The sequence below is a fragment of the Flavobacterium sp. LM4 genome (genome assembly GCF_002017935.1).
Lineage (GTDB): Bacteria > Bacteroidota > Bacteroidia > Flavobacteriales > Flavobacteriaceae > Flavobacterium > Flavobacterium chungangense.
Window position 1 is genome coordinate 243,810 of record NZ_MUFW01000002.1, and the last position, 14,671, is coordinate 258,480.

Sequence of the window (14,671 nt, forward strand, 5' to 3'; positions counted from 1 at the left end):
AATTAATTTGGGAATTCTAAGTCAACACTTTCGTGAATATTAAAGCTCTCATAGTAATTATCCAGTAGTACAGAAGAACCATTTTGAGAAGCTAATATTGTTAGACCTGTTTCACAAAGTGCCTCTATCCTACACCTTTGATCTTTGACTGATATTAATTTGCCCATTTTTTTATCAAATATAGCGATGGTTTCAATAGCATTTTTAATAATCGTTATCAATTGTTTAAAATCTTCCTGGGATAATCTGTTTTCTTTTATATAATTTTCAAATCTCGCTCCTCTTCTATACTTTGGATATTCTTCTAATCCCATGAAATTTAGCATCCAGCCTTTGTCAAAATATCCTATAGTTTTAATAATTCCTATATAATCTGCAATTAACTCATCATGCAGATTGTTTGAAGCTAATCCATATCTTTTTAAAGTATACAAATGTGTAAATTCATGTTCCTTTCTAATCGAAATGGAATGTGAAATCCATATATCATCATTTAACCCCAGTTGATTTGCAGACACATCGCTATAAGGTTTTGTGCTCAAAATAATCAACTTATCCTTGTATAAAGATTTATTAAGTATCATATTCGAAAATTCCTGATTCCAGTTACCTAACGGATTCTTTTCCAGCCAACTATTTTTTAAAATATTAATTCTCTCCCAATTATTAATACCGTTTATTAAGACTGCTCCCATTGAATGAGGAATTTCAACAGGATTATTTTTGTACAATAAAGATTGTATGAGTCTTACAAAATCTTCTTCATTTGAGATTGTTAAGAGAGGTATTTTGCCCGCTAAATTTTTACTGACTTCAAATTTTATACTTTTGGGATCATTTAATTCCATGCAGGCTTTTAAATTTGTGAAATCTTTTTTACCTCTTAAAACGAAGTCTTTGTACAATTCAGATTTTTCGATTCCTGTTTCAATCGGAAAATTGAGTTGAGGATAGCATTTTTTTAGTATATCAAATATAGTATTAGCATCATTATTTTTTGAATGTTCATGCCAAAATTCACAAGCTACTTCTTCTGTAAAAAATGGTTTTTTGAATGTCTTAAACTTATTAAAAAGATATTCTTTAAGACCGGGAGATAACTTAAAAGGAAAATTATCAGGCAGTTTTGAGGCTGGTGAATTCATATTAGGCTATTTGTCGTTTAGCAAGTTGTGTGAACAAGCCGTTCAATTGCATTAATTCTTCATAAGTTCCCGATTCTGTAATTTCTCCTTTATCCAAAACAAAAATGCGGTCTGCATTTTGGATAGTACTTAGTCTGTGTGCAATAACAATACGGGTTGCCTGAAGTTTATCCAGACTTTCTGCTACAATGTTTTGCGTTCTGTTATCTAATGCACTGGTTGCTTCATCCATATAAAGCAATCTTGGTTTGTGTACAATAGCTCTTGCAATCATGAGCCTTTGTCTTTGACCGCCGGAAAATGTTCCCGCTCCTTCACTTATAAAAGTGTGCATTTCCATTGGCATATTTTTGATATCTTCTTCCATTCCGGCCATACGTGCGGCATCCCAGGCATCATTCAGTGTTAATTCTGAATTTCCTACTATATTTTGATAAATACTGCCCGACATCAGTGCCCCGTTTTGTAATACTACTCCTATTTGTCTTCTTACCAATTCTTTATTCATAGTGTCAAAAGTATTTCCATCATAAAATAAAGAGCCCATTTCCGGATGTTCAAATCCGAGAAGAAGCCTCATAATAGTTGATTTTCCTGAGCCGGAAGCACCTACAAAGGCAACCATTTCTCCTGGCTTAATTTTGAAAGTAATATTTTTTAAAATCAAAGGCTGATTCTCGTTATATCTAAATGAAACCGAATTCATTTCAATTTCACCGGCTAATTCTCCCGGATCAATACTTTGTTCAACAGATTCGGTTTCTTCTTCTAAAATTGGTTTTACCCTTTCATAAAGCGGAATAACATTGAGTGAAGTTATAAAAGCCATACTTAACCTCAGACTATCACTTAAAAATTTATTGAATGCAGTAATAAAAGCCATAAATGCCCCTACGGTTAGCATACTTGTTGTTTTATCAGAATTAAGAACGGTATGATATATAAACGAAAAAAAGAAAATACTTGTAAAAAGCGGATAAGAACTATTAAAAACTTCGACAAAATTTTGATAACTTCCGGAACTGAATCCTAATGTTTTTAGTTTAGAAAACTTGTTCGCCCAAAGTGCGAAAACCCTTCTTTCACCACCTGTAATTCTAATTTTGCTAATTCCGGATAAAAACTCAAAAAGAAAACCCTGAATTTCTCCCTGGTATTTTGAAACTTCTCTGTCGTATTTTAGCTTTAAACAGCCCATTGCTATCATAAATACAACGGCGACTAAAGCCAAAAATACTCCTACCCAGGCTAAACCCGAATCGTAATAAAACAAAAGTATAAGATTAACGAACGAAAATGCACCACTCAAAACCGCTGTCATCAATGTACTCGATAATATTTGCCTGATAGAATTAATACTAAGTACTCTGTTAGTGAGATCTCCAGCTGTATATTTTTTATAAAAAGTTACTGGCAATCTTAAAATGTAGTCCATAACACCGGCCTGCAAATTAATGCTGGATTTAGATTCAACCCGCATTTGCAATACGCCCTGAACAAGCTGAAGACCAGCCGAAACTAAGCCAATAATGATCATAATGCTAAATACTTCAAAATGGATTGATCTGTCGGCTGTTGGAATAACATCGTCAAAAATTATACCCGATAGAATTGGAATCAACAAACCAATTAAACTGCCGGCAAATGAGGCTAAAATTAATAATTTGGCATCTCTTAAGACTCCGTTCATCGCAAAGCGTAATACTTTTTTTATTGAATCCATTTTAACATTGAATCCAGAAAAAAACATATATGCAATTGGCTCTAAGGACTCAGCGATTTTTTGATTTACAACAGACTCTGTACCCGTTTCTAAATTTTTGATCAAATAAGAATCTGATTTTTTTTGTATTAGGGCAACAGGTGTATTATTTGGTTTTAAAAAAGCCAATAAATGTCCGTTTTCTTCTTTCCACCATACATCTCTTAAGATAATTTTGCGTACTCTTATTTTAGAGCTTTTTGCAATTGCATATAACAGATTATTTGCCGTATTTTGAAATGTTTCAATATGTTTTGGTTCCTCAAGTTTAAATCCGCTATAAACCCCAATTAATTGACATGTCGAAAAAAATACACTCTGTTTGTTTATCTTATTGAATGCTATTGAAGTATTTTTTTTATTGCCTGTAACTATAGATTTTATTTTTTCCAGCGTAGTCTCTAATTCTTCTTCCTCATTCGTAAGTTTCTCAATAAAGTGTGTATTTTCTAATTTACTGTTCTTTTCTATATCTTTATTAAGCTGATTATAAAAATAGGATTGCATTTTTTCTAAAGAAATTAAAAAATTAATTTCTTCTTCAATAACTTCACTGGTACTTAATATTTTTATTTCTGTGTTATCAGATACCGATTTTATCCATAATTTATTAGATACTGGTATGGGATAAACAAGTTCGTTATTAGATGAGGATATATTAATTTCATCTGAAAAAACTGAAATATTTCCTTTAAGTAATCTTATCCAATTTATTCCATTAGAAGGATATGCAATATTATTTTCTTTTAAATTTAAATTTTCAAAATCATTAAGCGCTGTGTAAACCCTTGGTGTGGTGTTGAAGCTTAATTCAGATGAAGTTTTTAAAATCCATTTGTTAATCATGTTTTTTAAAAAGAAACGATCCACATTCAAAAGTTCATTTTTTGGAATAGCTAATAATTTTGCTTCATTTGAAAAAACAATCAGTCTTATATTATTGTTGTATTCATGAGGCAATAAACTAAATAATAATTCCCCTTGTTTTGCTGAATAAAGGTATTTTAAGGCACATAAGTATTCTCCCTGTTCATCAATTTTAGTATGAAACACGTTTACTTCTCCCGAAATAATCATCCAGAAACAGTCTGTATTATTAAGAATCAATGGCTTATCGACCTTGATATGTATTTTCTCTTTCACTGACATAATCACTAAATTTATTTTGTTTCGATCAAATGAGAATAAACACCATTCAATTTTAATAATTCCTGATGAGAGCCCCGCTCCACGATTTTTCCGAATTCCATAACAATTATTTCATCACAATCCATTATGGTACTCAATCTGTGGGCAACAATCAGACAGGTACACCCTCTTTTTTTAATATTATCCATTACTGTTTTCTCTGTTGTAGGATCTAAAGCGCTTGTAGCTTCATCCATTACCAAAATAGTCGGATTAACGGCAAGAGCTCTTGCAATTTCAATACGCTGACGCTGTCCTCCGCTAAAATTGGTTCCACCTTCCATTACATTACTTTCATATCCGTCATTTCTGGCTGCAATAACATCATGAATGACTGCATCACGGGCAGAATTTATAATGTGTTTTTCAGGAATCATGGTGTCCCAAAAAGAAATATTCTCTCTGATGGTACCGTTAAAAACAATTACATCCTGATCTACTACTGCTAATGAACTTGTAATGATGTGTCTTGGAATATCTACACGATTTTTTGCATCCAGTAATATTTCTCCTTCCCATGGATCATAAAGCCCGGAAGCAATCTTTGCTACTGTAGATTTGCCGCTTCCAGAACCTCCTACTAATGCGACTCTGCTTCCTGGTCTTAGCTTTAAATTGAAATTTTCAATCAATGCCGGCATAGTGGTGTTGTATCCAAATGTGACATTTTTCATTTCAAAATATCCAATTAATTTGCTTTTTTGTTCATTATTAGCTTGTTTGATATTTTCATTTTGCTCTTTTTCCCTAAACTGATTATCAATCTCGTAGTTCAGAACATCATCAATTTTGTTCATATCGCTCTCAGTCTCATGAAGCAACGTCCCTACACTAACCAACTGATTAACAGGATTAATAAAATTTGACATTAAATAAGTAAAAGCAACTAAAGCTCCCAAAGTCATTTCGCCATTCATAATTTGCAATGCACCTATTCCTAGAATCAGAGAGTTTGTTAATGAAGTGATTAAACTGGGCATAACATTCAGTCTAATCGTTAGCCATCCTAATTCCTGTTGTGCATTCATTACTTTTGCCAGATATCCTATCCAGTTTGTGAAAAAATCATTTTCTCGTCCGGATGCTTTTAAGGTTTCTATCATACTAATTCCGGAAGTTGTTGTGCCTAATAACTTTCCCGTTTCATTGCTAAGCCTGCGGCTTCCGTCTTTTCTGGCTGTGGAAACATATCTAAGAATTAAAATATTTAATCCGGCCATAAAAATCCCAATTAACGTCAGGGTAACATTATAAGAAAACATTAGGGTCGCATAAAATAATACTGCGATAACATTTAAGGCTGCATTTGCCAGATCTCCGCTTAGTAATTTGGCTACTTTGTCATTCAGAGAAACCCTGTTGCCTACTTCTCCGCTGTAGCGCTGTGTAAAAAATGCTATTGGTAAGTGAAAAACATGCCAAAGAAATTTACTGGATGTAACTAATGCCAGTTTTGTTTCTAATTTGAGTAGAAAATATTGCTGGAGATAAACCAAAACCGAATTAATAATTAAGATTGCTGACATGATCAAAAGCAATGGCATTACAAATCCTGAAAAACTGTTTATCAAATATTTATCTATAAATACTTTAAGAAAAGAAGGAATTATCAACCCCGGAATCACCAAAAACAGACTGGCTAAAATGATATAAGAAATACTTAATTTAGAGTTGGCCACTCTGGACAATAATGACGAAATTAAACCGCGTTTCTCATTTCCTTTTTCAAAAGCTGTATTGGTTTCAAAAGTTAAGACAACTCCTGTATAACAATCATCAAATTCCTGATGGCTTACATAATATCTTCCTTGTGCAGGATCACTCAAATAAACTCTGTTTTTTGTAAATCCTTCAAGAACCAAAAAGTGATTGAAATTCCAGAAAATAATCGCAGGTGTTTTAATCTGCATCAGCTTTTCTATAGACTTTGCATATCCTTTTGCTTCAAGTCCAAACTCTTTGGCGGCTTTTATGATATTTGTAGCTTTTAGACCATCTCTGGAAACTCCACATGCTATTCTTAATTTTTCAAGAGGAACAAACTTTCCAAAATGGCCTAAAATGATACTCAGAGCCGCAGCACCACATTCTACACTTTCCATCTGTAAAACAGTTGGAACCTTAACGGGCCTGGCTTGTTTTTCTATAACAAAAGTTGTACTGGTTGCCATTTGTATGTATTAATATAGATCAAAAAATTTCTTGAATGCCGGAACAACAATAGTTACAGGAGGTTCTTCTTTTATTGTAACTTTACCCATGCAGGAGGTGCCTTCTTTTATAAAAACATCCGGCCCTTTTGCCGAAGTCCATTTAAAACCACTATATGAATCGGGGTCATTCTCAAAATCTACATGAACTTCAAATAGCGGTCCGGCGGCTAAAAGACCTTTTGCAAGCTGGTCATTTTTAACAGAGGTTAGCATACCCTGTTGTGTTACCGGAAAATCAGAAACATAAGTCACTTTTCCTTTTATAAAGCCATATTCCTGTGGCTGGACGGTAGAAGGAACAACTAAAGCTTCCATTCCTTTTTTAATTTTTTTTCCATCCTGAGAAGGGATATAAAGCACTCCTTTTAATTTGGATTCTGCAGTTTTATGGAGGTTTTTAAGCTTAAATAATGGAGTCCCTGCACCTACGACAACTCCCGCATCGGTTAAAACCTCTACAACTTCTCCATCATAAGGACTTTTTATATTTCGCTGAATATCATAGCGTTCTGTCAGGAACTGTAAATTTCTTTCGGCTTCGGCTATTCTTTGATTTTGCAGCGTAATTTTCTGCTGCATATCAAAACCTAAATTATGCTGCTGGTTTGATGTTTCTACTTTTTGGCCCTTCAGTCTTTCAATCGTATTTTTTGAAGCTTCAATTTGCTGTTTTGTATTGGCAACTTCAGATTTTGTTATCAAACCTTTATTAAGAAGAACATTCTCAGATTCCAGCTGATTGTTTAAAAACGATAGTTTCTTTTTCTCTGATTCAATCTCCCCCTGTATACTGACACGAGTCTGTTTGATCATTTCGCTTTGCAGTTGAGTTCCCTGGTTTCCGTACGATGATAATTTCCCCATCTCGAATTTTCTGTCTGAAATAACTGCTTTTGCATCTTCTATTTGTTGGGACAGGTCAGGCTGTTTTATGGTTGCGATGATATCTCCTTTTTTCACCTTATTACCAATGGCTACTTTCAATTCTACCAATTGCCCTTGTGAAGTGGCTACAACCTCATGAACTTCACCTCCTAACACCACTCCAACGGCATCTAATTTTGTTTTTACCGTACCAGCAAATGACCAGACTACTCCGGTAAATAATGCAAGTGCAACTGTTGTAAGGGCTATCCATGCTTTTGGCCCGGTGACTTTTATTAACTGATCTAATTTTTCGGGAGTAGAAAGCTTTTCTAACGCCGATTTTCTGAAAAAACTTGCTGACATGATTTCTCTTTTTATTAATTTTCTATAGTAGGAACCGTATAAAATGTATTTTTAAGGATACCAAAATCCAGTTTTTCTTTAGAAACAAGTGTCCCTGTTTCGTGTCTGAGACTTATAATTGCATTTGAAAACTGTTGCTCTGCATTCAGATATTCCAATTCTGAATAGGTAAATCTTTCCTGAAACTGCATCAAATTGAAAAGAGTTGTAAGACCAATTTGAAATTTCTCCTGCTCATTATTAAAAGCTTGCTGATAATACGCCATTGATTCTTTTGCTTTGTCAACAATCAAAGCGCTGTTTCTTAAATTATTAAATGCAATATTGATATTTAATTCTATGTTTCTTTGTGTGTTATTACTTATTATTTCCTGATCTTTTACTGCAATTTTACTGATCGAATAGTTTCCTTTTGCTGCATTGTTATTTAGTGGAAATAAAAAAGTTAATTTTGCCCCTCCTCCAACATCCTGTCCCTGATTATTTACAAAAGAAGTCAGGGTTTTATCCATTCCGTTTCCGTTACTGGTACTTCCATAATAAACGAAAACGGTCAAATCCAGCTGTGGTTTCAAATTGTTTTGAGCCAATTGATACTGAAGTTCTACAGCCTCCGTCACTTTTTTAACCGCTTTTAAATCTCCTCTGTTATTTATGGCGGCTTTCAGAAAAGGTTCTTTATTGATGTTTTCTGTATAACCACTCTCTCCAACTGCCGGAAAATCATTCACAGGAACATCTAATTGCTGACTTTCTTCGTCAGATAAACCAATAGCTCTACCCAGATTTAGTCTTGTATTGTATAAATTTTGTCTGGCAACAACCGTTAATCTTTCCTGATTGGTTAAATCTGCATTAATTTGGGCAAGATCTCCCTGAGGTTTTTTATCGGCTTTAACCAGTTCATTTGTCATTTCCAACACATTTCGTACTCGTGTTTCATTTTGCAGGTAAACATCTAAGCTTTTATATGCCGTATAGTAACTCCAATAAGCAATACCTATTTGTAAAATTTCATATGAATTTGTAAACTCGTAATCATGCTTATTTTTATCGATATAAAGGCTGGAAATCCTTTCTCCCATTGTAGCGATTCTTTTTCCCCGCCCCTTCAAAAGTGGCTGGGTTAATGAAAAATTAATCACTCCTGTGTGCCTGCCATAAAAAGGTCCTACAAATTCATTAAACGAATTATACGGAAAATTGCTGTCGCTGTAAAGATATTTTATCCCCACTTCTGCAATTTGTGATGTTCGGAATCTTTTTTGAATACTGGCAAAAAAATCTACAGAATTGGATTTTAATGAACGATCAATAAATTCGTTTCTGGGATCAGCATCATACAGATTATATCTGCCGGTTTGGTATGTAAGTGCCGAATTTAAATTATAATCAAATGTACCTGCTTGTACCTGAACGCCTGCTTCTGCAGTTTGTATAGCATAATAAGTGCTTTTAATATTTGGATTTTTATTGAATGCGATACTGGAAATTTCAATCAAATCGCATTTAATTTTAGACTGACTATAGAGGTTATTAGCAGCAACAATCAATAATATAAAAAAGAAATAGTAAGCCCTCATATAAATTTGATCTTTATGATTTATATATCATTATGCCTGTGAAAACCTATTTAAAATTTGCCCAAAACGAGATCCGGCCTGTGCCACATGATCCAGTATTTTAGTATCTATTAAATCTTCTTCTTCCGGAGTACCATATCCTAACTGATCTGTCGTTTTTCTTAACCTGTTGGAAAGAAATAATGCCAGCGCATAATAAAAATTGGCTTTAAAATCAGGATTTGTAGAAAGTCTTACTTCTATAACCTGTTTAGAAATCTTGTATACTGTTGCTATTTTTGTAGCAATTACAGAAACCGATGGAGGCCTTGTTTCTAAAAATGACATTTCGCCTACAACTTCTCCGGATCCTAATGTTGCAATATCTTCTTTAGTACCATTTTCTGCACATACCGATAATTGACCAGATAGTATGATGTATAAACTGTCAATAAAATTGCCTTTCTGGATTAATTTTTCTCCAATTCCTAATTCTATTTTTTGACCATTCTGAATCAGCCATTCTACATCTCTACTATCTAACTGGCCTAAGAAAAAAAGTGCTCTTTTCATAATGTATTATTTAAGGTTATACTAATTTATTTGAATTCATGCTGTTTGACTAAACCAAAAATCTGATATTAATATCTTACTTATAAATGTTTCGTAAAGAATCATACAAGCTTTCATAATCAGTCATACCTGTTCCGTTCAAACTTCCACCACTTATAGTATCTAATTTTTTTTCATCCAGTTCTACATCTTTAGTTTGTGGTTTGACAGGAATATTTATGTAGATATACTCCGAATTAGACTGGTCTGCTACCTTAATTTTTTTTCCTGCCGGCAGGCTTCTTCCAAAAAATTTTTCCAATGTTTCTTCAGGATTTGTAAGTAATGATTTTTTAAATTCATCATTCTCCCAGGCTTCTGTTATAATCCTGAAAAATACGTCCTGACCTTTTTTTTGTTCTTCTGTTAATATCATTTTTCTATTTTTAAATTTATTTTTACTGATTGTTATTGTTTTATATTTTCACCTTAAAGAATTGATGAGTTCTTTAGGTGAAATATCATATTGACTCGAAAACAACTTTGAGAAATAATGCACATCATTATACCCAACAGAATAAGCAACTTGCGAAATGGAATTTTGAATATAATTATCAATCAGATGTTTCGCTTTATGCAATCTGAGTATTCTTATATATTTATTGGGTGTTAAATAAACTAAATTTGCTATTTTTCTGTTCAATTGTCTTTCACTAACAGCCATTTTGTATGATAGCTCATATAAGTTCATATCATTCTGATTAATTGAACTATAAATCTCTTTTTCTAAATTTATCAACCAGTCCTGATCTAATTTTGTAACTTTTTTCGGATTTATTTTGTTCAGACATAAACTCTGAACATTTTTATTAGTTTCATAAATATCAAAAATATCTGGACGTCCCTGAATAGTCAGGCTTACAGATTTTGATTTGATTTCTTTTAAAATCTCTTCAATAAGATCATTTATCTGTTTACTGCTGGAAAATATAATTTCATTTTGTGATTTATTATCTAGAATGTCAGGTTTGCTGGCAGTTATAATATTATCTAATGGATTCTTAATGTTTTGAACAATCTGATTTAAAATATCAGGAGACGACCAATCTATTGTAGAGCTTTTTGTAATTTGATTTATCATTTTAATAAAAATTAATTTGTTAGTCAACAATTTCAGCAACCCGCTTCTGACAAGTCTTTTTGCTATTTTTAATGGAGTAATATCATTCTAAAAAAGAATGTATTTGAATATTAAGCCTGATAGTTATATTCATTAATTTCGAATGTTTTACTGGATATTTTGTCAATATATTGCGGGGTTACCAAATATTTATTGTTGCAATAAAATTCTTTTAATCCGTCGTAACTCATTGATATAGGTATAGTTTCAGAACCTAAATAATGAACAGAAGTTCCTATAACCTCTGTTTTTATCCCAAGCATATTCATAATTCTTAATAACTTACTATCACATTCAGCAAAGGCAACACCATTTTTTTGTTCGCATATAGGTGCAATTGCACAAACCATTAATCTTCTAAACAATGTTTTATCCTTTATGTTCTTTCTTGTGGCGAATCTTCCAATGTGCCATACTGAGGATAATTTTCCGGAATAGCTCAAAACAGTTAAGGGGTCTATATTGAAAATTTTCTGAATGGGAAGAGTGGCTTTATAATCCCACTTAATCACCCGTATTGATCCCTGAATGTCTCCTGAAAAATCTTTGGCAACAAAAATTTCAGAATCCTTGAAATAATTTAATTCTTCATCATATACTTCCTGAGTGTCTGAAAGAATTTCATTTGCACTAACATTTTCACAATGATGATTAAAGTTTTCTTCCACTACGAATTTGGCTAATTCTGTAAGCTGATTTAATTCTAATCTTTCTAGGTAATTTTGAGTTATAGTCATGATGCTTATTTCTTTTGGTTAGTAACAAATCTAATTTTCATATAGCGTTATACCACTACACCAAATAGTAGTATTTAATTGTAAATCAATAAACTACACTAAAGTGTAGTTACTAATTTTAGACTGCATAAAATTGTATATTAAGAAAAAAGCTATATTTATAACGCAAAGCTGTTTTATAGGATTTAAATGGAAATCCTATATCAGTTTTAAGCATAAAATGTTTTACAAGAATTTCAATAGTAACAAAGTATTATTACTCTTAATTACAAGGGTAATGTAATTTTTTTCATACATAATAAAAAAAAAGTAACTTTGATAAAAATTAGGCAAATGAAAGACCCGAATTTAAATTCATTTTTTGATTCAAGGAATATAATTTACAGCTTGACAGATGAAGAAAGAGTACAAAAATTTGATTACATAGAGCCAATAAAGGCATTTGCAAGAGCTACATATACAAGTTTATATGTAATAAATTATTTGGAACAGGGTTTTGAATATGTTTCAGATAATCCTTTATTTCTATGTGGTAATACACCACAGCAAGTTCTGGAAATGGGTTATGCTTTTTATTTTAAACATGTTCCCCAATCTGATTTAGACTTATTACTGAAAATTAATTCTGTTGGATTTGATTTTTATGATAAAACACCAATAGCCGAACGAATTTTACACACAATTTCTTATGATTTTCACTTAAAAAACCAGGAAGGAAAATTGATTTTAATCAATCAAAAGCTCACTCCTGTTTACTTAACCAGTACCGGAAAAATATGGAAAGCAATATGTATTATTTCATTATCATCTGAACGTAAGGCGGGCAATATTAAAATTCATAAAAATGGCGAAAACATCGTATATAATTATAATCTAGCGCTTGAACAGTGGGAAGACTCAAAAAAAATAGTTTTGTCTAAAAGAGAAAAAGAAATTTTACTGCTTTCGACCCGAGGTTTTACTATTAATGAAATTTCAGAAGAAATATTTGTTTCACCAGATACCGTAAAATTTCACCGGCGTAAACTTTTTGAGAAATTAGATGTAACCAATATTTCAGAAGCCATTTCTTTTTCTACCAGTAATAAGCTTATTTAGAAATAAGTATTCACAGATGATTATATTTTTTTATTAATATTCTTCGCAGATTATAAATTAACCTGCGAAAAATATATTATGTTTTCCTAATTTATTAAAGTATAATCGCTTCCTTAATTAAACTAACCTGGTGTTGATAGTCGTCTAAATTGGCTTTTTTAATTTTGTTGTTTACGCTTTCTAAGGCGTTTGACTCGAGTAAATCAACTATTTGTCCGTTTCCTAAATCAAGATTTTCCGATTGTGTATTTAAATAAAATACAGGAATATCACCTAATAACATTTGTTCTCTCTCTGAACTCAATATTGGAGACCAGTTTCCAATGGCGGCATATGCTCTTGCTAAAAGTTCTAGTTTTAATCCATATTTTATAGCGTCTTCAAGATATTCCGGACTATTTAGGAGTCTCAAGATTTTAAAATATACACCGGTTTGTCTATTAATAAATCGAATCTTTAAATCTCTAAAGTGTTCAAAAGGAGAATTTTTAGACAGTAAGAAATTTTTATTTTCCAGTACCAATTTATATATTTTATCAAATCCTATTTTAAATTCTGACTGATAATCTATAAGGTTTTCTATTTTATTGTTTAATTTCGGTTTATTGGATTTGTAAAGGTTTTTAAATACCATTTCCTGCACTTTCTGCATTGTATCTTTATTTGAATTTTCAATACGCTGAACAGTACAATTATATTCTAATTGAACAGAAGACCCAAATCCGCAGGCATAAACCGGGACATTTTGGTTTTTAATAGGAAGTAACAGGCTTTCTAAAATGGTACCAACAATGTTTTCGTCTTCTTCAGTATAAGTTTGTGTGTGAAATAATTTTATTGTGGGTAAAATAGTAGTTTCGTGATCAATTAATACCGGACAATTTCCGGATGCAATTACGTTTTCAAAATGATAATCTCTTGCGTTTAAAAAATAGGCAACACCTACCAAAATACCAGCACTCTCATAGTATAATTTGACATCATCACTGGTCTTGCATTCTGCATGTTCTACAAACTCTAACCAGCCATAGGTGTTTTTATCAATAATATTAAAACTCTTTAATTCTTTTTCTAAACTTTTATTAACCCAATTTAGAAATTGATTGTAAGCAAATGTAACAGCTACATTAGTAGGTTTGTATACAATTTTATAGGCGTTGTCAAATTCAATTATTACCGTAGATTCCCCATTATGCTGATCACCTGAGTTTAAATGAAGTTCACTGATTTTACTTAGTTTTGTCTCAAAATAATATTCAATTTCTGCTTTATCTGCTTTAAATTTTCCAAATAAATTGGTTATGAATTTAAGAAATCTCTCTGTTTTTACGGCTAATTTTCTAGCCAGAATTGGATAACTAAGAAATAAATTATGAAATTTGTCTGATAAAAGAGCCGAAATAAATTTTTCATAATAATAGTCCTCAATAGTAATATTAACGGCATCTTGATTTTCTTGTGCGTTTTTATATTTTGAAAATTCTTTAAGAAGCACTAAATGAGATAATTCAAATAATTCTCTATACAATACTAAATTCAATTGATCTATTAAATTTGGATCAAATATTTCATGAATACTTTTTAAATTTTGCTCAACTTTAGCAGAAAATAAATTAATAAAAGGAACAAAAAAATGATAGAAAGCTTTTTCTTCGATCTCACCTTTACTTTTTTCAAATGTTGTGGGCATATTATTCAAAACTTCTTCAAGTGTATGTATCCATAACGGAAAATCAATTTTTTCTCTGGTATCATCGGCCAAAGAAGTCATTACAGAAATATCATCAAAATCTAAATTATTAAACGAACAGTATTTATAAAATGCCTCATCTGATGCTTTCTTGCAAATGCTTTCTTTCCAATAATTTAAATATGAAAAATCACTTTCCCTTTTTTTGAAAAGAATTTCATTTTGTTTACTAAAAGCCAGTAGCTCGAAAGGTGTTAGCGTAGAAAGATATAGTTTCTTGAAAAATAGTGTGTTTTCCATAATCTTATAAAATG

At 31.8% G+C, this 14,671-nt stretch carries 11 protein-coding genes; 1 reads left to right on the forward strand and 10 read right to left on the reverse strand.

Features of this window, described 5'->3' with window-relative positions:
• Positions 1-2: 2 nt before the first annotated feature.
• The 9 genes from BXU10_RS15000 to BXU10_RS15040 form a co-directional block, all read right to left on the reverse strand.
• Positions 3-1,145 (reverse strand): hypothetical protein, encoded by a 1,143-nt coding sequence (locus tag BXU10_RS15000; protein WP_078228144.1) that lies wholly within the window; start codon positions 1,143-1,145, stop codon positions 3-5.
• Between the two features lies 1 nt (position 1,146).
• The gene (locus BXU10_RS15005) at positions 1,147-4,056 is read right to left on the reverse strand and encodes an NHLP bacteriocin export ABC transporter permease/ATPase subunit (RefSeq protein ID WP_223255470.1); all 2,910 of its coding nucleotides are present in this window, start codon (positions 4,054-4,056) and stop codon (positions 1,147-1,149) included.
• 11 nt (positions 4,057-4,067) lie between these two features.
• Positions 4,068-6,266: an NHLP family bacteriocin export ABC transporter peptidase/permease/ATPase subunit gene (locus BXU10_RS15010; RefSeq protein WP_078228145.1), complete on the reverse strand. Its 2,199-nt coding sequence runs from the start codon at positions 6,264-6,266 to the stop codon at positions 4,068-4,070.
• A 9-nt stretch (positions 6,267-6,275) separates the two neighbouring features.
• Complete coding sequence (locus tag BXU10_RS15015) at positions 6,276-7,538, reverse strand: NHLP bacteriocin system secretion protein (protein ID WP_078228146.1); 1,263 nt, start codon at positions 7,536-7,538, stop codon at positions 6,276-6,278.
• A 14-nt stretch (positions 7,539-7,552) separates the two neighbouring features.
• Positions 7,553-9,121 carry a TolC family protein gene (locus BXU10_RS15020; RefSeq protein ID WP_078228147.1) on the reverse strand — a complete coding sequence of 523 codons (1,569 nt, stop codon included), beginning with the start codon at positions 9,119-9,121 and terminating at the stop codon, positions 7,553-7,555.
• A gap of 30 nt (positions 9,122-9,151) precedes the next feature.
• Positions 9,152-9,673 carry a cyclic nucleotide-binding domain-containing protein gene (locus tag BXU10_RS15025; RefSeq protein ID WP_078228148.1) on the reverse strand — a complete coding sequence of 174 codons (522 nt, stop codon included), beginning with the start codon at positions 9,671-9,673 and terminating at the stop codon, positions 9,152-9,154.
• A 76-nt stretch (positions 9,674-9,749) separates the two neighbouring features.
• Positions 9,750-10,088: an NHLP leader peptide family RiPP precursor gene (locus BXU10_RS15030; protein WP_078228149.1), complete on the reverse strand. Its 339-nt coding sequence runs from the start codon at positions 10,086-10,088 to the stop codon at positions 9,750-9,752.
• A gap of 48 nt (positions 10,089-10,136) precedes the next feature.
• A complete protein-coding gene (locus tag BXU10_RS15035) occupies positions 10,137-10,793 on the reverse strand; it encodes an AraC family transcriptional regulator (protein WP_078228150.1) in 657 nt (218 codons plus the stop codon).
• 110 nt (positions 10,794-10,903) lie between these two features.
• Entirely contained in the window at positions 10,904-11,569 is a 666-nt protein-coding gene (locus BXU10_RS15040; protein WP_078228151.1) for a hypothetical protein, read from the reverse strand.
• Positions 11,570-11,902: 333 nt separating this feature from the next.
• Here BXU10_RS15040 and BXU10_RS15045 point away from each other — a divergent pair, with 333 nt between their 5' ends.
• Positions 11,903-12,667: a response regulator transcription factor gene (locus BXU10_RS15045; protein WP_078228152.1), complete on the forward strand. Its 765-nt coding sequence runs from the start codon at positions 11,903-11,905 to the stop codon at positions 12,665-12,667.
• 94 nt (positions 12,668-12,761) lie between these two features.
• Here the strand turns inward: BXU10_RS15045 and lanM are convergent, their stop codons facing one another.
• The gene (lanM, locus tag BXU10_RS15050; protein WP_078228153.1) at positions 12,762-14,657 is read right to left on the reverse strand and encodes a type 2 lanthipeptide synthetase LanM; all 1,896 of its coding nucleotides are present in this window, start codon (positions 14,655-14,657) and stop codon (positions 12,762-12,764) included.
• Between the last annotated feature and the right edge of the window lie 14 nt (positions 14,658-14,671).